Annotated in this window: 18 protein-coding genes; 10 read left to right on the top strand and 8 right to left on the bottom strand. The window is 69.0% G+C overall.

Annotated elements, in window-relative coordinates; genetic code table 11:
* The 6 genes from proX to ACYP33_RS13435 all read right to left on the bottom strand — a co-directional run.
* Positions 1-1,000: glycine betaine/L-proline ABC transporter substrate-binding protein ProX (proX, locus tag ACYP33_RS13410; RefSeq protein ID WP_459622250.1), on the bottom strand; the 1,000-nt coding region annotated here is incomplete at its 3' end.
* Positions 1,001-1,100: 100 nt separating this feature from the next.
* Entirely contained in the window at positions 1,101-1,628 is a 528-nt protein-coding gene (locus ACYP33_RS13415) for an Lrp/AsnC family transcriptional regulator (protein ID WP_414447291.1), read from the bottom strand.
* Positions 1,629-1,754: 126 nt separating this feature from the next.
* Entirely contained in the window at positions 1,755-3,149 is a 1,395-nt protein-coding gene (locus tag ACYP33_RS13420; protein WP_414447292.1) for an aspartate aminotransferase family protein, read from the bottom strand.
* A gap of 22 nt (positions 3,150-3,171) precedes the next feature.
* Entirely contained in the window at positions 3,172-4,650 is a 1,479-nt protein-coding gene (locus tag ACYP33_RS13425; RefSeq protein WP_459622252.1) for an NAD-dependent succinate-semialdehyde dehydrogenase, read from the bottom strand.
* A gap of 144 nt (positions 4,651-4,794) precedes the next feature.
* Positions 4,795-5,958, bottom strand: coding sequence for a metallophosphoesterase (locus tag ACYP33_RS13430; RefSeq protein WP_414447294.1), 1,164 nt, complete (start codon positions 5,956-5,958; stop codon positions 4,795-4,797).
* A 136-nt stretch (positions 5,959-6,094) separates the two neighbouring features.
* Complete coding sequence (locus ACYP33_RS13435; RefSeq protein ID WP_414439535.1) at positions 6,095-6,679, bottom strand: malonic semialdehyde reductase; 585 nt, start codon at positions 6,677-6,679, stop codon at positions 6,095-6,097.
* Positions 6,680-6,877: 198 nt separating this feature from the next.
* Between ACYP33_RS13435 and ACYP33_RS13440 the strand changes: the two genes are divergently transcribed.
* On the top strand, positions 6,878-7,474 hold the full coding sequence (locus ACYP33_RS13440) for an alpha-ketoglutarate-dependent dioxygenase AlkB family protein (RefSeq protein ID WP_414447295.1): 597 nt from the start codon (positions 6,878-6,880) through the stop codon (positions 7,472-7,474).
* A gap of 213 nt (positions 7,475-7,687) precedes the next feature.
* Positions 7,688-8,299: a thioredoxin fold domain-containing protein gene (locus ACYP33_RS13445; RefSeq protein WP_414447296.1), complete on the top strand. Its 612-nt coding sequence runs from the start codon at positions 7,688-7,690 to the stop codon at positions 8,297-8,299.
* 149 nt (positions 8,300-8,448) lie between these two features.
* Here the strand turns inward: ACYP33_RS13445 and ACYP33_RS13450 are convergent, their stop codons facing one another.
* The gene (locus ACYP33_RS13450; protein WP_459622256.1) at positions 8,449-8,883 is read right to left on the bottom strand and encodes a universal stress protein; all 435 of its coding nucleotides are present in this window, start codon (positions 8,881-8,883) and stop codon (positions 8,449-8,451) included.
* Between the two features lie 403 nt (positions 8,884-9,286).
* Between ACYP33_RS13450 and ACYP33_RS13455 the strand changes: the two genes are divergently transcribed.
* The 3 genes from ACYP33_RS13455 to ACYP33_RS13465 all read left to right on the top strand — a co-directional run bounded on the left by ACYP33_RS13455 (position 9,287) and on the right by ACYP33_RS13465 (position 12,654).
* The gene (locus tag ACYP33_RS13455; protein WP_459622258.1) at positions 9,287-10,762 is read left to right on the top strand and encodes an amidase; all 1,476 of its coding nucleotides are present in this window, start codon (positions 9,287-9,289) and stop codon (positions 10,760-10,762) included.
* A 150-nt stretch (positions 10,763-10,912) separates the two neighbouring features.
* Entirely contained in the window at positions 10,913-11,641 is a 729-nt protein-coding gene (locus tag ACYP33_RS13460) for a hypothetical protein (RefSeq protein WP_459622260.1), read from the top strand.
* A 149-nt stretch (positions 11,642-11,790) separates the two neighbouring features.
* Positions 11,791-12,654, top strand: coding sequence for an arylamine N-acetyltransferase family protein (locus ACYP33_RS13465; RefSeq protein WP_414447300.1), 864 nt, complete (start codon positions 11,791-11,793; stop codon positions 12,652-12,654).
* A gap of 218 nt (positions 12,655-12,872) precedes the next feature.
* Here the strand turns inward: ACYP33_RS13465 and gcvA are convergent, their stop codons facing one another.
* Positions 12,873-13,805 carry a transcriptional regulator GcvA gene (gene gcvA / locus ACYP33_RS13470; RefSeq protein ID WP_414439528.1) on the bottom strand — a complete coding sequence of 311 codons (933 nt, stop codon included), beginning with the start codon at positions 13,803-13,805 and terminating at the stop codon, positions 12,873-12,875.
* A gap of 225 nt (positions 13,806-14,030) precedes the next feature.
* Between gcvA and ACYP33_RS13475 the strand changes: the two genes are divergently transcribed.
* From ACYP33_RS13475 to ACYP33_RS13495, 5 genes are all read left to right on the top strand, one after another.
* Entirely contained in the window at positions 14,031-14,807 is a 777-nt protein-coding gene (locus ACYP33_RS13475; protein WP_459622263.1) for an SDR family NAD(P)-dependent oxidoreductase, read from the top strand.
* A gap of 34 nt (positions 14,808-14,841) precedes the next feature.
* Complete coding sequence (locus tag ACYP33_RS13480) at positions 14,842-15,123, top strand: hypothetical protein (RefSeq protein ID WP_459622264.1); 282 nt, start codon at positions 14,842-14,844, stop codon at positions 15,121-15,123.
* Positions 15,124-15,141: 18 nt separating this feature from the next.
* The gene (locus tag ACYP33_RS13485; protein WP_459622266.1) at positions 15,142-15,486 is read left to right on the top strand and encodes a carboxymuconolactone decarboxylase family protein; all 345 of its coding nucleotides are present in this window, start codon (positions 15,142-15,144) and stop codon (positions 15,484-15,486) included.
* Between the two features lie 248 nt (positions 15,487-15,734).
* Positions 15,735-16,415 (top strand): cupin domain-containing protein, encoded by a 681-nt coding sequence (locus ACYP33_RS13490; protein ID WP_459622268.1) that lies wholly within the window; start codon positions 15,735-15,737, stop codon positions 16,413-16,415.
* Positions 16,412-17,572, top strand: coding sequence for a flavin monoamine oxidase family protein (locus ACYP33_RS13495; protein WP_459622270.1), 1,161 nt, complete (start codon positions 16,412-16,414; stop codon positions 17,570-17,572). The genes ACYP33_RS13490 and ACYP33_RS13495 overlap by 4 nt, the downstream gene beginning before the upstream one ends.
* The last annotated feature ends 52 nt before the right edge of the window (positions 17,573-17,624 follow it).

Raw genomic sequence — 17,624 nt, forward strand, 5'->3', positions numbered from 1 at the left:
AGCGGTCGAACGTCGCCTTGTTCGCGGCGATCCATTGCTCGGCCAGCGTGTCGACGATCGACGACGCGCCATGTGACTGGCTGATCGCGAGCTCCCAGTTCGACCAGGTCGACGAGGGGAAGTGGATCTGCTCGACGAGCGCGCGCACCGGGGGATTCGCGGCGATGAATGCCTTGTTGGCCACTGCGGCGTAGTTCCAGGACGCCATCGCCATCCGGCACGGATTCGCCCCGCCCGCGCAGCCCGGCACGTCCTTCACGAGCGCCGATCCCGCGTTCGGAACGTTCGGCGGCAGCGCGTCGGCCGGCGTCGGCAGCCAGACCACGTCCTTGCCGGGCACCAGCTCGCTGGTGGTCCATGACGGGCTCCAGGCGTAGAAGAACGCGGGTTCGCCGGCCTTGATCCTCGACACCACGTCGGCCATCAGCGCCTCGTACTTGCCGGTCACCGGCCTGACGGTCTGCCGCAGCCCGAATTTGTCCAACTGGTAGTTCACCACGTCGCCGCAGCTCCAGCCGGGATCGCAACTGACCAGTTGCGCCTTGCCGCCGTTGCCGAACAGCGCGGCGATCTTCGGGTCCTTCATCTGCTCCAGGCTGGTGATGTCGTGCGCGAGCGCCGTCTTGCGGTCGATCAGGTAGCCGTTGATGCCGCCGCCGTCGATCTGTCCGTTGCCGACCCGCGCGGCGCGATCCTGAACCGCGCGAAAGCTCGGGTCGCTTTGCGGAAAGTTGACGTCCGTCTCCAGGTCGACATCGCCCTGCGCCACCGCCTGGAAGAACAGCACCGTGCCCATCGTCTTCAGTCCGACCTCGTAGCCCATCGCCTTGAGCGCCCGGATGGCGATCTGCACCGAGACGTAGTTGGCCCCCAGGCCGTCGGTCTGCGCGTAATGGACGGTCTTGCCGGCGCCCGGCAGGCCGGCGGCCGACACGGTGCATGCGTTGGTCCACAGCGCGACGCACGCCAGGGCGGCCAGTGCCGGCTTCAGCATCTTCATGATCGATCTCCTTGTCTTTCTGGGTAGGGTGTAGGGCTCGCCGGCTCGCCGTGTGGGCGCCGGTTCGTTGTCGTGCCTGATGCCGGAATGCGCCGCGCCCTCATCGGGCCGGCACGCTCGCGTCGGACGCCCACGACGGCAATCCGTCCGCCTTGGTCTTGATCACCTTGGTCACCACGTAAGTGAAGTAACGCTCGATGCCGAGTTGCGCACCGAGCAGGTCATCGATGAACTGCTGGTAATGCGCGATGTCGCGCGACAGCACCTGCATCACATAATCGACGCCGCCGCCGGTGGCCAGGCATTCGACCACCTCGGGCGCCGCCGCGACCCGCTCCTCGAAGCGGCGCATGTCCTGGGCGGTATGCCGCGCAAGCGTCACCTCGACCACCACGCGGCTGCCGGTGAACGCGCCGGCCCAATCCACTTCCGCCCGATAGCCGCGGATCAGGCCCTGCGCCTCCAGCCGCCTGACGCGCTCCCAGGCCGGCGAAATCGACAGGTTCACCTCCTGCGCGAGCCGCGATTTCGTGATGCGCCCTTCGGTCGAGAGGATGCGCAGGATCGCGATGTCGTAGCGATCGAGTTTGATCCGCGCGCCGCCCGGTCTTGCCTGCTCGCTCTTCATGCTGTCCCCCGTCGTCGATTGGATGAATCACGTTAGGGGATGCCAAAAAAGCGTGCTTCCTCCGAAACGAGGAAAACCGGGCGCGGCGCTCCGTCATTCGCGAGCAGTCCTGCGCGTCGTGCGGGTTTACCTGGCGCCGGCCGCGACACGATCGGCAACCTGGTCCACCGCCTGCTTCACCGTCGCGACGATCTCGTCGGCCTCGGCACGCGTCATCACCAGCGGCGGCGCGAAGCCCAGGATGTCGCCGTGCGGCATGGCGCGCGCGATCACGCCGCGTTCGAGCGCCGCCGCCGAGACTTGCGCGCCGATCTTCAACGCCGGATCGAAGGGCAGGCGCGCCTCCTTGTCCGCCATGAATTCGAGCGCCGCCAGCATGCCGACGCTGCGCACCTCGCCGACCATCGGATGCGTGTCGAAGCTTTCGCGCAGGCGCTCGCCGAAATAGCGGCCGACCTGCGCCGCGTTGCCGGCGAGATTCTCGCGTTCGAGGATGTCGAGGTTGGCCAGCGCGGCGGCGGCGCACACCGGATGTCCCGAATAGGTCCAGCCGTGCCCCATCGGGCCATGCTCGCGCGAGCCGCGCGCGATCACGTCCCACACGCGTTCGCCCACGATCACGCCGGACAGCGGCGCATAGGCGCTCGTCAGGCCCTTCGCGACGGTGATCAGGTCGGGCTCGATGCCGTAATGCTGGGCGCCCATCTTCGAGCCGAGGCGGCCGAAGCCGCACACCACCTCGTCGGAGATCAGCAGGATGTCGTGGCGGCGCAGCACCTGCTGGATCGCGGCCCAGTAGCCCGCCGGCGGCGCGATGATGCCGCCGGTGCCCATCACCGGCTCGGCGATGAACGCGGCGATGGTGTCCGCGCCCTCGCGGGCGATCAGTTGCTCCAGTTCCTCGACGCAATACGCGACGAACCGGGCCTCGTCCATGCCGGCCGGCGCCTTGCGATACCAGTGCGGGCAGACGGTGTGTTTGACGCGATCGATCGGCAGATCGAAATGCTGGTGAAAACTCGGCAGGCCCGTGAGGCTGCCCGTCACGATGCCCGAGCCGTGATACCCGCGTTCGCGCGAGATGATTTTCTTCTTGTTCGGCCGTCCCAGCACGTTGTTGTAGTACCAGACGAGCTTGACCTGGGTTTCGTTCGCATCGGAGCCGGACATGCCGTAATAAACCTTCTTCATGCCCGGTGGCGACCAATCGATGATGCGCGCCGACAGCGCGATGATCGCGTCCGAGGAATGGCCGACGTAGGTGTGGTAATAGGCCAGCTCCCTGGCCTGGGCATGCATCGCGTCGGCCACCTCGGTGCGTCCGTAGCCGATGTTCACGCAATAGAGCCCCGCGAACGCGTCGATGTATTCGCGGCCCTGGTGATCCTGGATGCGGATGCCCTTGCCGCCGCGAATGATCTTGCCCGGCAGGGCGCCGGACGCATGATCGTAGGCGTGGGTGGACGGGTGCATGAAATGTTCGCGGTCCTGATCGAACAGCGTGTCGAGCGGTTGAGTCATGGCGTCTCCTGGCGTGCTTGCGTCAAGCCATCGGCGTCACGGGCAGGCCGAGATCGCCGAGGCAGAAATATTTGGTTTCGGTGAACGGTTCGAAGCCCTCGCTGCCGCCTTCGCGGCCGAGCCCCGACGCCTTCATGCCGCCGAACGGCACCGGCGCGCCGGTGAAGCTCGAGCCGTTGACCGAGATCATTGCGAAATCGAGCCGGCGCACCAGTTGGAAGATCAGGTCGGCGCGGATCGCGCACACATAGGCGGCCAGGCCGTATTCGGTGTCGTTGGCTGCCGCGATCACCTCGTCGAGCGTGTCGAAGGCGCTGACGGCCGAGATCGGCGCGAAGTTTTCCTCGTCGACCACGCGCATGCCGGGCCGCGCATCGGCGATCACGGTGGGCGCGAAGAACCAGCCGCCCAGCGCATGCGGGCCGCCGCCCGCCAGGATGCGCGCGCCTTTCTCGCGCGCGTCGGCCACGCGCGCGACGGTGGCATCGAACGCGGCCTGGTGCATCAGCGGCCCGATCTGCGCGCCCGGTTCGAATGCCGGCCCCGTTTTCAGGCCCCGCACGGCTGCGGCGTAGCGATCGAGAAAGGCTTCGTAGAGCGGCCGCGCGACATAGATGCGATTCGCCGCGCAGCAATCCTGCCCGGAGGTCTGGAACTTGGCCGCCACCGCCACGGCCACCGCCTGTTCGAGTTCGGCGCAGGCGGTGACGATGAACGGCGCGTTGCCGCCCAGTTCGAGCGCCACCTTCTTGATTCCGGTGGCGGCGGCAGCCTGCATCACCAGCCCGCCCACGCGCGTCGATCCGGTGAAGCTGACCGCGCGCACGCGGGTATCCGACACCAGCGTTTCCATCGCCATCTGCGGCTCGCCGATCACCACGTTGAACACGCCGGGCGGAAAGCCGGCCTGCTCGGCGAAATGCGCCAGCGCGAGCGCGGAAAACGGCGTTTCGTGAGCAGGCTTCACGACCGTCGTGCAACCGATCGCGATCGCGGCGGCCGCCTTGCGCGTGATCATCGCCATCGGGAAATTCCACGGCGTGATCAGCGCGGCTACGCCGACCGGTTCGGCGATCGTGCCCAGATGGGCGCCGTCGATATGGGATGCGAGGGTGCGGCCGGCCGGGCGCTTCGCCTCGTTGGCGAACCATTCGACGAAGCTCGCGCCGTAGCGCAATTCGCCTTGCGCCTGCGCGAACGGCTTGCCCTGTTCGAGCGCCAGCAGGGCCGCGAGATCGTCGAGATGGCGGATCAGCAGCGCATGCCAGCGCAGCAGCAGCGCGCTGCGTTGCGCCTGAGGCACCCAGCGCCAGCGTTCGAACGCGCGTTGCGCGGCATCGATCGCGGCCGTGATCTGCGCGCGATCGAGCATCGGCACCTGGCCGATGACGGATTGGTCCGCGGGGTTGCGTACGTCGAGCGTCGCGCCGCTGTCGCTGGAAATCCAGCGGCCGTCGACATGGCATTGCGAGCGGATCGGGACCGGATGTCCGGTGAGCATGAAATCGACTCCATGGGGAACGGAATGACGATCACTATGCCCCCGCACGCGCCCCGGAAATTTCGGTTTCGGGGCGCCAGGCTTGCGGATTTTTCTGCTTGTGGTGGCGTTCGAGGAAAGAATCTCGCCCCGATCGGGCTGGGGTTAAGCCGCGCGTCCCGTCACCAGCCGGATGCGGGTGATTTCCGACGGCGCGCCGAAGCGTTTTGGCGGCCCCCAGTAGCCGGTGCCGCGGCTGGTATAGACCCACATGCCCTTGAGCCGGGCGAGGCCGGCCACGAACGGTTGCTGCAGCGGCACGAAGAAGTTCCAAGGGAAGAACTGCCCGCCGTGCGTATGCCCCGACAGTTGCAGCGTGAAGCCGGCCTCGGCCGCCGCGTTCGCGGTGCGCGGCTGGTGCGCGAGCAGCACGCGCCACGGCACGTCGGCGGGCGCGCCGGCCAGCGCACCGGCCGGATCGCTGCGCTGCGCCGGATCGAACTGGCCGGCCGAGTAGTCGGTCACGCCGGCCAGCACCAGCCGGCCGCCGTCGTGCTCCAGCGTGCGGTGCTCGTTCATCAGCACGGTCAGGCCGATGCGGCGGAACTCGGCCACCCACGCGTCGGCACCCGAATAGTATTCGTGGTTGCCGGTCACGAGGAACGCGCCGTGCCGCGCGCGCAACTGGCCGAGCGGCGCGGTATGGGGCGAGAGCCGCGCCACGCTGCCGTCGATGATGTCGCCCGTCACCGCGATCGCGTCCGGCCGAAGGCCGTTCACCGCGTTGACGATCGCTTCGACGTAGCCGCGCTTGATGGTCGGGCCGACGTGCACGTCGCTGATCTGCACGATCGTGAAGCCGTCGAGCGCGGCGGGCAGGCCGTCGATCGGCACCGCCACCTCCACCACGCGTGCGAGGCGGCGCGCGTTGAGGAAGCCGATCGCGCTGGCGGCCAGCGCCAGCAGCGGCACGGCCAGCGCCGTCGCCGCGCGCCAATCGGCGAGCCGCACCACGTCCGGCGCGACCGCATCGACGCCCGCCAGCACGAGCAGCAACACGTCGCGCAGCAGCGTCAGCACCAGCAGCGACGAAAAGAAGCCCATTTCGAGCAGGCCGACCCAGGCCACGCGGTCGCCGAGCGGCTGGCGCTCGAACGTGCGCGACAGCATGCCGAGCGGAATCACGAAGCACGAGGCGATCAGCCACAGCACGGCCGCGACGCGCGCGGCGTTCGACGAGAAATCGGGAATCAACCGGAGGCCGACATAGACGTGGAACAGCACGCCGAAGGTCGTCATCCGCAACAGGAAGGCGGGGATACGTCGCATGATCGGGACAACTGAAGTGGGGTGGGGCGGTGGAGGGGCGGGTGCGCGATGTTCGCAAACGAACTTCGGCCAATGCCGCCTCGGCGCATCGCACGCGACCAGGGCGGCGAGGGCGAGGGCGGCATCGGCCTCGCGCTTATTCGATGCGGGCGGCCTCGTCGAACGCGAAGCGCGGGCTGCGCGGGAACAGGCCCGCCGGGTCGCCGTAGCCGAGGTTGATCAGGAAGTTCGCCTTGACCTGCGTGCCGGCGAAGAACGCGGCTTCGACCTTGCCCGCGTCGAAGCCGGACATCGGGCCGGCGTCGAGTCCGAGCGCACGCGCGGCGAGGATCAGGTACGCGCCTTGCAGCGACGCGTTGCGGAACGCGGTGGCCTCGATCAGCGCGTCGTTGCCGGCGAACCAGCTGCGCGCGTCGGCATGCGGGAACAGCTTCGGCAGGTGTTCGTAGAAGGCCATGTCCATGCCGACGATCGCCGTGACGGGCGCGGCCATGGTCTTGTCGAGGTTGCCTTCGGCCAGCGCCGGCTTGAGCTTGGCCTTCGCCTCGGGCGACTTCACGAACACGAAACGTGCCGGGCTGGCGTTGGCCGAGGTCGGCCCCCACAGCGTCAGCTCGACGAGCTGGCGCAGCAGCGCGTCGTCGACGGGCTTCGGCTGCCAGGCATTGTGCGTGCGGGCGGTGCGGAACAGTTGATCGAGAGCGGAATCGGAGAGCGTCATGGATCGATCCGTATAGAGAGGGGCGGTGGCCCGGTTGACAGGAGGTAAGGCGGCGACGAGCGCTACAACGTTGCCGCGGGGCGAAAGTCGCGCGAAAGAAAAAAGTACGAAAGAAAGCGCAAGCCCGCATGATGCGCCGGCCTTGCGGCGCCCGTACCATGCCGCGATGATAGCCGGATGTGAGGATTTCTACCGACGATGGACGATCTGTTCGACACGCTGCCGGCCCCCGATGTGGACTGGCACCCCGACTGGCTGCCGCGCGAGCGGGCCGACCTGCTGCTCGCGCACCTGCGCGCCGAGGTCGACTGGAAGCAGGAGTCGATCCGCACCCCGCGCGGGCCGGTGCCGATGCCGCGGCTCACGGCCTGGCAGGGCGAGCCCGATGCCGTCTACGTTTACTCCGGGCTGCGCAATATCCCTGCCCCGTGGACGCCCGCCGTCGCCGAATTGCGCGCACTGGCCGAGGCCGCCTGCGCGACGCGTTTCAACAGCGTGCTGCTGAACCGCTACCGCTCGGGCGCGGACGGCATGGGCTGGCACAGCGACAACGAGCCGGAACTCGGCGAGGCCCCGGTGATCGCGTCGGTCAGCCTGGGCGTGGCGCGCATGTTCGACCTGCGGCATCGCGACACCGGCGTGGTGCGCGCCTATCGCCTCGCGCACGGCAGCCTGCTCGTGATGCACGGCGCGACCCAGCGCGACTGGACCCACCGGCTCGCGAAAGCGCCGGCCGTGCAGGGCGAGCGCATCAACCTGACGTTCCGCTTCGTCACGCCGCGCCGCGCGCGCTGACGGCTGGCTGGCAGCGCCGTCATCCTGGCGTCAGCCGTGCGCCCCGCGCGGGCCGGTATCGTGGCCGATTTTGCCGCCGCTGCCGGCGGCCGGCACCCCCGGTTCGCGCGACGGCGCGCACGATTGCGCCGAACGCGCGAGAATGCTGCACCGTCGCCGCGCGAGCCGATTCCGGCACCGGCGCGGCTTTTCCCGGAACACCACGAGGATTTCATGAAGACACGGATCAGCATCGCCCTGGCCGCCGTGGCCCTGAGCATCGGACTGACGAGCCAGGCGGCCGAACCGCCGCCGCCCACGCTGAACGCCGCGCAGATCGCGCGCGTGCAGGCCGCCCCCGCGATCGTCGAAGGCGCGAGCGGCGCGCAGGTCAAATCGACGGTCTATGTGTTCATGGATCCGAACTGCATCTACTGCCACCTGATGTGGCGCGCGCTGCGGCCCTACGAGGCGGCCGGCCTGCAGGTCCGCTGGATTCCGCTGGCGTTCCTGAAGCCCGATTCGACCGGCAAGGCCGCCGCGCTGCTCAAGGCGCCCGACGGCGCCGCGCTGCTGAACACGCTCGAGACGCGCTACTCGGAGAAGGACGAATCGGGCGGCATCGCACCGCTGCCGGTGGTGCCGGCCGACGCGAAGGCCAAACTCGATGCGAACGCAACGATGTTCCGCGAACTCGGTTTCGACGGCACGCCCACCGTGATCTACCGCGACAAGACCGGCAAGTGGATCGGCCTGAACGGCCTGCCGCACCTGAGCGCGCTGCCGGCCATCACGAACCTGGCGGAGCAGCCGATCAACGATCCGGAACTGCAACGCTATCGTTGAGCCGGCGTGCGCCGCGCCGGGTTGGCAGCGTCAGGCCCGGTGCGGTGCGCGCGAGCATCGGCCGTTGTCGGGCAACCGGCAGCGGCCGATGTTCAGTCATCCCGACCACGCAACCATTCTCACCACGCAGGCAGCGAGCGTCATATCGCTCACTGCACGGCCGTCACCGGCACCTTGGTCAGTCGCATCAGCCGGTCGTGCAGGCCGAAACCGAGCAATCGCACCAACCAGTGCAGCGGATTGCGGCGCGGCGCCGTGACGACGATCTCGTCGCAGTCGTGTTCGAGCGCGCAACGCGCAATCGCATCGGCCGTCGCGCCGAAGCGCATCGTCACCGAATGCAGCACGCCCGCGTCGCGCAGGATCGCGATCGCCTCGGCCAGGTCGTGGGTGGCCGCCGCGCGGCCGATCTGATCGAGTTCCCGATGGGTATGAAACGCGTCGCCACGCGCGCCGCCGAGCGGCGGCTGCACGTTGACGAGCAGCACCTCCGACACGCAGCGCTCGCGATACAGGAACGCGGCGTGACGCACGGCTTGCAGGGCGCGCGGGGAATGACCGACGGGAACGAGCAGTTTCAGCATGGCGGCGAAGGATCGGAAGCGATGCCGGCAGCGTAGGCGCATCGCGATACCGATCGTGTAAAGACTGCGGCGGCGCGCATAAAAATCGCATCAACGCCGGCCGCGCACGCGCGTTGCGCCGCAACGCCACGGTGAATGAAAAATCTAAAATTTTTATGTTTATGCGCATAAATGACATACGACACGATTATTGAGCATGGGGAGAGAGCGCCAGGATTATTGCAATCGTGATGCATAATTGGCGACAATTCATTGGGTATCGCAATGGATTATGCGAGAAAAATCCGGAATTGATGACAAAATCGCGCAGTCATGCCCGTCTTGGCTCCCTATAATTGTTGGCATTCTTCGAAGTGCCCGCCATCGGGCCGGCTTCCCCCCTCGTCCGTTTCAGGAGTGCCGCATGAACACCCCCGCTTCTCCCTCGTCTTCCCTTTCCCTTGATCCGATCGTCGCGCTGCCCGCGCATGCGCTGTCCGACGCGATCCGCAGCAAGCAGCTCTCGTGCGTCGAGACGATGCGCGCCTACCTCGACCACATCGAGCGCGTGAACGGCCGCGTCAACGCGATCGTCGCGCTGCGCGATCGCGCCGTGCTGCTGGCCGAGGCCGCCGAGAAGGACGCGGCGCTCGCGCGCGGCGAGTGGCAGGGCTGGATGCACGGCATGCCGCAGGCGCCCAAGGATCTCGCGCTGACCCAGGGCCTCGTCACGACGATGGGCTCGCCGATCTTCCGCGATTTCGTGCCCAATGTGGATTCGCTCTCGGTGGCCCGCGTGCGTGCGGCCGGTGCGGTCTTCATCGGCAAGACCAACACGCCCGAGTTCGGGCTCGGCTCGCACACGTTCAACGAGGTGTACGGCGCCACGCGCAACCCGCACGATCTCGGCAAGAGCGCGGGCGGCAGCAGCGGCGGCGCGGCGGCGGCGCTGGCCGCGCGCATGCTGCCGGTGGCCGACGGCAGCGATTTCGGCGGCTCGCTGCGCAACCCGGCCGCGTTCTGCAACGTGCTCGGCTTCCGGCCGTCGGCGGGGCGCGTGCCGCGCTGGCCGGCCGCCGACGTGTTCTATCAGCAGTTCAGCACCGAAGGGCCGATGGGCCGCACCGTCACCGATCTCGCGCAGTTGCTCGCGATCCAGGCCGGCCGCGATGCGCGCGACGCGCAATCGCTCGACGACGATCCCGCGCGCTTCACGCAACCGCTCGATGCCGATCTGCGCGGCAAGCGGATCGCCTGGGTGGGCGACTGGAACGGCTACCTCGCGATGGAACCGGGCCTGCTCGCGTTGGGCGAGCAGGCGCTCGGCACGCTGCGCACGATCGGCTGCGAGGTCGATGCGGCGTTGCCGGCGTTCGAGCCTGCGCGCATCTGGCAGGTCTGGCTTGCGCACCGGCACCTGATGTCGGGCGGGGCGGCGCTCGTGCATTACCGCGACCGGGCGCGGCGTGCGCTGCTCAAGCCCGAGGCCGTGTTCGAGGTCGAGGGCATGCTGGCGATGACGGCGGAGAACGTCGTGGAGGCCAGCGCCGCGCGCTCCGCGTGGTATCAGGCCCTGCTGGAGATGTTCGAGCGCTACGACTTCATCGCCGCGCCCACCGCGCAGGTGTTCCCGTTCGACGTCGAGGCGCGCTGGCCCGCCACCATCGACGGGCGCGCGATGGACAGCTATCACCGCTGGATGGAAACCGTCACGCCGTGGACGCTCGCAGGCAGCCCGGTCGTCAACGTACCGGCGGGCTTCAACGCGGCGGGCTTGCCGACCGGCATTCAACTGATCGGCCGGCCGCGCGACGATTTCGGCGTGCTGCAACTCGCGCAGGCGTATCAGCAGGCCGGCGATTGGGTGGCGCGGCGCTTGCCGTCGATGTTCGCGGGTTGAGAGGCGGACGGGCGGCCTGCCGATGGGCACCCGGCCCGGTTTGTTTCGCTTCGGGAAAAAATCGGCCTGGTCCGTTCAGCTTCCCGGCAACTCGTTTCGAGATGTATCGGCGATTGCACCGGCCTTGCGGCAGCGCGGACAATTTCCCCCATGAAAGCGCTGAAACACGCACACAAGGTTCGGTCGGTCGCGAAGACGCATGCGCGAACGGCCTTCATGGCGGCGGCCGGTTTTGCCGCCGGCGCGGGCGCGCATGCCCAGCAGACGCACGGCCCGGGACGCGCTGCGGCTCCCGCTGCCGCGCAATACGCGCAATACCAATACGCCGCCATTCAGGATCGTGATCGTGGCGACGCGCCGGTCTCTCCGTCGTCCTCGTCCTCTCCCTCCGCCAATTGGCACGACTATGTCGATGCGAACCGCCGCGTGCTGGCGGGGCAGGCCGATCTGGCCGCGGCGATGGGGCTGTCCGGCGCGGCCGGGCAGGCGGCCGGCGCCGCCGGCACGCTCGGCGCCGACGATGGCGCGGCCGAGCCGGTGTCGGCCACCGCGCTGACGCAGATCGGCGGCGCGCAGCAATCGGTGGCGCAGGCGTTGTCGCAGGCGTTCGCCTCGGCGCCGCCGGCCGGCATCGATCTCGACACGTTCCGCACCGGCCTTGCCTCGCTCGGCGAGGGCCTGCAACGCTTCGAGGCCTTGCCGCAAGGCGACGGCCATGCGCAGGCGCTCGACGCCACTGCCTCGCGCTTCGCCGAACACGCCCCCGACCAGATCGACGCCGCCACCACGACGCTCCATGACGCGGTGCACTACGCGTCGGCGCACGGCATCGACGTGCCGCCGGCCGCCACGCTGGCGCTGCGCCGCGTGACGCGCTGATTGCCGGGCCATGTTGCACGGCACCACGGCACCCACGACGGGCCGCGCATGCCACGCGGCCCGCGGTGTTTTTCGGGCGCCGGATGCCACGCAGTGCTAAGGTAACGCGCAGCCGCCGACGGCTCCCTCTCCCAACGGATTCCTCCAGCATGTACAACGATCTCGATCTCCCGATCTACCTCGAACGCATCGGCTATCGCGGCAGGGTGGAGCCGACGCTCGACGCGCTGCGGCAACTGCATCTGCTGCATCCGCGCGCGATCCCGTTCGAGAATCTCGATCCGCTGATCGGGCTGCCGGTGCGGCTCGACATGATGTCGTTGGCGTCCAAGCTGGTGACGCGCCGTCGCGGCGGCTACTGCTTCGAGCAGAACCGGTTGTTCCACGCGGTGCTGCGGCAGTTCGGGTTTCGCGTCACGCCGCTGATCGCGCGCGTGCGCTGGCAGCAGACCACCGATGTGGCGACGCCGCAAACCCACAAGCTGCTGCGCGTCGATCTCGATGGCGAAAGCTGGAATGTGGACGTGGGTTTCGGCGCCGTGACGCAAACCGCGCCATTGGCCGCCACGCCCGGCCGCGTGCAGCGCACGCCGCATGGCGACTACCGGATGGTGGTCGCGCCGGTGCCGGGCGAGTTCGATCTCGAATTCAGGACGACGAAGCGTTGGGAGAGCGTCTACCGGTTCGGCACGCGGCGCGTCGAGCGCGTCGATATCGACGTGGCGAACTGGTACACGTCCACCCATCCCGATTCGAAGTTCGTCAACGACCTGATCGTCAGCCGCGTGCTGCCCGACGGGCGCGCTGCCTTGCTCAACGACGTGCTCACGCTGCGCGACGCGCACGGGGAGGCCACGAGCGAGCGCCTTGCCGATCCGGCCGCCTGGGCGGCGTGCCTCGACGAGCGCTTCGACATCGATCTCGACGGCTTCGACGTCGAAGGCTTGTTCGCGCGTGTCCAGGCGCGCAGCGCGGCGCTCGATGCGCTCGCGCAGGCGCAGGCCACGCGCTGATCCTGGCGGCGCTGAGGCTCGGCTCGGGTAGTGGCCGAAAACGGCTGCTATAAGGCGGCAATATCGATGCGCTCGCGCAGGCTACGTGCTGATCCTGGCGGCGCTGAGGTGCGGCTCGGGTAGTGGCCTTATAGCAGCCGAAAAGCGGCCGCTATAAGGCGGCAGTCAAGGCAGCAACAACTACTGCAATACCGGGGCGCGATAACGACCGCGCCGCGCTACGCAGGCGCGGCTTCGCCACCGCCGGCCGCCTCGGCCATCAGCCACTCCCTGAACGCCACCAGCTTCGGTTGCGCCGCGCAATCGGCGCGATAGACGACGTAGTAGCCCAGCGCCGACGCGAAGCGGATCTGCGGAAACAGCGGCACCAGCCGGCCGGCGGCCACGTCGTCGCGGGCCAGCACGCTGCGCGCGAGCGCCACGCCGTGACCGTCGATGGCGGCCTGCAACACGGCCGCCGAATTGTTGACCTGCATGCCGCGCCGCGCATCCACCTCGCCGGCCCCCGCGTGGGCCAGCCACGCCTCCCACGACGCGAACCCCGCGTTCGGTTCCACCGACAGATCGTGAATCAGCGCCTTGCCCGCCAGCGCGTGCGGCGAGGCCGGCGCGCCGTGCCGCGCGAGCCAGCCCGGCGAGCAGACCGGATCGATCTGTTCGTCCATCAGCTTTTCGGCAACCAGCCCCGCCCACACCCCGCGTCCGTAACGCACGCCGATATCGATGCCCTGCGCGACGAAATCCACCGGTTTCAGGTTGGTGTCGAGCCGCACGTCGGTTTCGGGGCAGCGCGTGTGGAAGCGCTCGATGCGCGGCAGCAGCCACTTCGCGGCGAACGCGGGGCTGACGGCCACCGTCAGCACGCCCGAGCGCGTGCCTTCGCGCAGCCGGTCGAGGCCGATCGACAGGCGGTCGAAGCCGGCGCGGATCTCGGGCAGCGCGCGTTCGGCGCTCGGCGTCGGCACGAGCCGCGCGCGGCCGCTGGTGCCGCGATGGAACAGCGGCGCGCCGAGCCAGTCCTCCAGCGAGCGCACCAACTGGCCGACCGCGGCCGGCGTGACGTTCAGTTCGGCAGCCGCCGCCGAGAAGCTCTGATGGCGGGCGCTGGCTTCGAACGCGCGCAGCGCGTTCAGGAAAACGGGGCTTTTCACGATGAGGGCGGCAGGGGCGGGGCGATCCGCCGAGGATACGCCGGCGGGTGCCGGCACGCCACGCATCGATAAAGATTTTCTTTTGATGCGACACACATTATCTGGTTTGTGCCGCATCGCTTGAAGGCGAACAATGCCGTATCGAACCACGGCAAGGCGGGCATCCCAGGCAATCGCGCCGCGCGCCCGCCCCGTGGCCTTCCACGATCACGAACGGAGTTCATCATGCATAGTTTTTCTTCCAAGGTGGCGATCGTCACCGGCGGCGGCTCGGGCATCGGCAAGGAGGTCGCGGCGCGGCTCGTCAAGGCGGGGGCGAGCGTCGTGATCGGCGGGCGCAACGAGGCCAAGCTCAAGCAGGCGGCGGCCGAGATCGACGCGAGCGGCGCGCGGGTGCGCCATCTGGCGGGCGACATCGCCACGCCGGCCGCGGCCGCCGCGCTGGTCGAACTGGCGACGCAGGCCTTCGGCGGCGTCGACATCCTGATCAACAACGCGGGCATCTTCACCCCGAAGCCGTTCCTGGAGGTCGACGAGGCCGAATACGACGGCTTTCTCGACATCATCCTGAAGGGCAAGTTCTTCATGGCGCAGGCCGCCGCGAAGGCGATGCAACTGCGCGGCGGCGGCGCGATCGTGCAGACCGGCTCGCTGTGGGCGCTGCAGGCGATCGGCGCGACGCCGTCGGCGGCCTATTCGGCGGCCAATGCCGGCGTGCATGCGCTCACGCGCAATCTCGCGATCGAACTCGCGCCGTCGCGCATTCGCATCAACACCGTCGCCCCGGCCGTGGTCGAAACGCCGGTCTACAACACGTTCATGTCGGACGATCAGGTCAAGGCCACGCTGCCGGCCTTCAACGCGTTTCACCCGCTCGGGCGCAACGGCCAGCCGGCGGACGTGGCCGAAGCGATGCTGTTTCTTGCATCGACCGAAGCCTCGTGGATCACCGGCACCGTGCTGCCGGTGGACGGCGGCGTGATGGCCGGCCGCCACGCCTGAGCGTCGCTCATCCCCCTATCGAAGGAGTCGAACCATGGTTTATCTGCAAATCACGCTGAAGATCGCGGCGGCGCAGCGCGCGGCGGCGGCCGGCGTCTATGAGAAGTACAAGGCGGCGTTTCTCGACACGATCCCCGGCGCGGCCTCGAAGCAACTGCTGCTGCGCGACGCGGACGTGCAGGTGCTGCACGGCTTCGACACCGAGGCGCACGCGCAGGCCTATCTGACGAGCGCGCTGTTCACCGCCGACGTGGTGCGCGAGCTGACGCCGTTGCTCGACGCCGCGCCCGATGTGCGCGTCTATCAAGCCGCTTGACCCGAGGAGCAACCGATCATGATGCAGGAATGGAATGGCTATCGCGACGCGCTGCTGGAGCGTGTCGGCGATTTTGCGAAGCTGAACCCCGACGCGATGCGCGGGCTGATGACGATCGACGGCGCGGGCGCGAAGCTCGGCAAGCTCGAACCGAAGATTCACGAACTGATTGCGCTGGCCGTGGCCGTGACGACGCGCTGCGATGGCTGCATCGCGGTGCATACCCAGAAGGCCGTCGAGCACGGCGCGACGCGCGAGGAGATCGCCGAGGCGCTCGGCGTGGCGATTGCGCTGAACGCGGGGGCGGCGCTGACCTATTCGGCGCGTGTGCTTGAAGCGCATGCGGCGCTGCCGGCTGCTTGAGGGGGGGCGGGTCGTAGGGTGGCCGTGATTGCGGCTGAGGCTGCAATCACTGCTGCTGCGACTGCTGCGACCACCGCGACGGCTCAACTGCCTCAACTGCCTCAACTGCTGCGACCGCCGTAACAGCCGCAACACCGCGACGACTGCGACCGCCGTAACCGCCGCAATCTGCGGCACCTCCCGTGCCCCCGCCGCGGATTCCCGCTCGCACTCGAAGCCGCGGCGCATGTTCTATCAAGGATGTCTTCATGCTCGTCAATGCCGATTTCGCGCGCCGTGCCGTGGTGCCGGCCGATCAATACCGCTGGATTGCCTCGCCGCGGGCCGGCGTCGAGCGCGTGATGCTCGATCGTGTCGGCGGCGAGCAGGCGCGCGCCACCAGCCTCGTGCGTTACGCGCGCGCCTCGTCGTTTCCGAGCCATCCGCATCCGGGCGGCGAGGAGATCCTGGTGCTCGCGGGCGTGTTCTCCGAAGGCGAGCGCGATTACCCGGCCGGCTGGTATCTGCGCAATCCGCCCGGCTCGGCGCACCGGCCGTCGAGCGACGACGGCGCGCTGCTGTTCGTCAAGCTGCGCCAGATGCGCGCCGACGACACGCACACCGTGCGCATCGACACGCGTGATCCGGCCGCCTGGCTTCAACGCGGCGAGCGCGCGTTCTGTCCGCTGTTCGATTCGCCGAGCGAAACCGTGGCGTTGCAGCGGCTGGCCGCGCAGGCCGCGCCCGATCTCGCGGCGACGGGGCGCGTCGAATTGTTGGTGGTCGACGGCGCGCTATGGCTCGACGATCGCAGCTACCCGTGTGGAAGCTGGATTCGCCTGCCCGATGGCGACCGCCCCGATTGCCGCGCGCAATCGGCCGGCACGATCGTCTATGTGAAGACACTGCGCGAGACGCCCGACGAGACGCCCGACGAGGTGCCGGCATGACGCGCGACGCCAGCGCGGTGATCGTCGGCGGCGGCCTGGCGGGCCTCGTCGCGGCGTGGCGGCTTGAACGGCAAGGCGTGGCGGTCGTGCTGATCGAGGCCGGCGAGCGGTTGGGCGGGCGGATCGAATCGCCGACGGCCGCGCAGATGGGCGCGGCCGAAACCCTGACGGACGACTCCTCGCGCTTCGATCTCGGCGCGACGTGGTTCTGGCCGTCGATGCAGCCCGCGTTGAGCGGCCTGATCGAGGCATTGGGCCTGCCGAGCAGCGCCCAGCACGAATCCGGCGACATGCTCGTCGAGCGCTCGCCGCACGTCGCGCCGCAGCGCGTGCCGGGCTACGCGACCGGATCGATGCGGCTCGACGGCGGCATGGCGGCGCTGGTCGAGGCCGTGCGTGCGCGCCTGCACGCCACGCGGATCGTCACGGGCGAGACGGTGCGCCGGATTCGTCGCGTGGCGTCGGGCATCGAACTGGACGCAACCGATACCTGCGACCGAATCACCACGTATCGGGCCGGGCATGTGCTGCTCGCGCTGCCGCCCCGGCTCGCGGCGGCCACCATCGCGTTCGAGCCGGCGTTGCCGCGCGCGCTCGCGCTCGCGTGGCGCGACACGGCCACCTGGATGGCGCCGCACGCGAAATACCTGGCCGTCTACGACACGCCGTTCTGGCGCGAGGCAGGCCTGTCGGGCGCGGCGCGCAGCGCGGGCGGCCCGCTTGCGGAATTGCACGACGCCTCGCCGACGCATGGCGCGGGCGCGCTGTTCGGCTTCTTCGGCGTGCCGGCGCGCACGCGCTCGCGCGTGGCCGACGCCGTGCTGCGCGAGCAATGCCGCGCGCAACTCGTGCGTCTGTTTGGCGCGGAGGCCGCCACGCCGCGCGCCGAGGCGATCCGCGACTGGGCGCGTTTGCCCACTGTTGCGACCGCCGCCGATCAGGATGGCGGCGCGGGCCATGGCATCGCGCCGCCGGCCGCCGTTGCCATCGGCCCGTGGCAGGGCTGCCTGACCGGCATCGCGAGCGAATGGTCGCCGCGCTTTCCGGGCTACGTGGCCGGGGCCGTCGAGGCGGCCGAGCGCGGCATGCATGCCTGGCTCGATGGCGTCGGCCGCGCGCCAGTGTCATGCCTTTCATCGAACCGGGAGCCATCATGAAACCGACTTACTACGCCATGCAGGCCAGCGCGCCGGGCCGCCTCGAATGGGT

Source organism: Burkholderia sp. 3C (assembly GCF_054589155.1).

Excerpts from the sequence above, each read along its gene's own strand:
- ACYP33_RS13415 (WP_414447291.1), bottom strand. The coding sequence starts at position 1,628 with ATGAAGAGCGAGCAGGCAAGACCGGGCGGCGCGCGGATCAAACTCGAT.
- ACYP33_RS13420 (WP_414447292.1), bottom strand. The coding sequence starts at position 3,149 with ATGACTCAACCGCTCGACACGCTGTTCGATCAGGACCGCGAACATTTC.
- ACYP33_RS13425 (WP_459622252.1), bottom strand. The coding sequence starts at position 4,650 with ATGCTCACCGGACATCCGGTCCCGATCCGCTCGCAATGCCATGTCGAC.
- ACYP33_RS13430 (WP_414447294.1), bottom strand. The coding sequence starts at position 5,958 with ATGCGACGTATCCCCGCCTTCCTGTTGCGGATGACGACCTTCGGCGTG.
- ACYP33_RS13435 (WP_414439535.1), bottom strand. The coding sequence starts at position 6,679 with ATGACGCTCTCCGATTCCGCTCTCGATCAACTGTTCCGCACCGCCCGC.
- ACYP33_RS13440 (WP_414447295.1), top strand. The coding sequence starts at position 6,878 with ATGGACGATCTGTTCGACACGCTGCCGGCCCCCGATGTGGACTGGCAC.
- ACYP33_RS13445 (WP_414447296.1), top strand. The coding sequence starts at position 7,688 with ATGAAGACACGGATCAGCATCGCCCTGGCCGCCGTGGCCCTGAGCATC.
- ACYP33_RS13450 (WP_459622256.1), bottom strand. The coding sequence starts at position 8,883 with ATGCTGAAACTGCTCGTTCCCGTCGGTCATTCCCCGCGCGCCCTGCAA.
- ACYP33_RS13455 (WP_459622258.1), top strand. The coding sequence starts at position 9,287 with ATGAACACCCCCGCTTCTCCCTCGTCTTCCCTTTCCCTTGATCCGATC.
- ACYP33_RS13460 (WP_459622260.1), top strand. The coding sequence starts at position 10,913 with ATGAAAGCGCTGAAACACGCACACAAGGTTCGGTCGGTCGCGAAGACG.
- ACYP33_RS13465 (WP_414447300.1), top strand. The coding sequence starts at position 11,791 with ATGTACAACGATCTCGATCTCCCGATCTACCTCGAACGCATCGGCTAT.
- ACYP33_RS13475 (WP_459622263.1), top strand. The coding sequence starts at position 14,031 with ATGCATAGTTTTTCTTCCAAGGTGGCGATCGTCACCGGCGGCGGCTCG.
- ACYP33_RS13480 (WP_459622264.1), top strand. The coding sequence starts at position 14,842 with ATGGTTTATCTGCAAATCACGCTGAAGATCGCGGCGGCGCAGCGCGCG.
- ACYP33_RS13485 (WP_459622266.1), top strand. The coding sequence starts at position 15,142 with ATGATGCAGGAATGGAATGGCTATCGCGACGCGCTGCTGGAGCGTGTC.
- ACYP33_RS13490 (WP_459622268.1), top strand. The coding sequence starts at position 15,735 with ATGCTCGTCAATGCCGATTTCGCGCGCCGTGCCGTGGTGCCGGCCGAT.
- ACYP33_RS13495 (WP_459622270.1), top strand. The coding sequence starts at position 16,412 with ATGACGCGCGACGCCAGCGCGGTGATCGTCGGCGGCGGCCTGGCGGGC.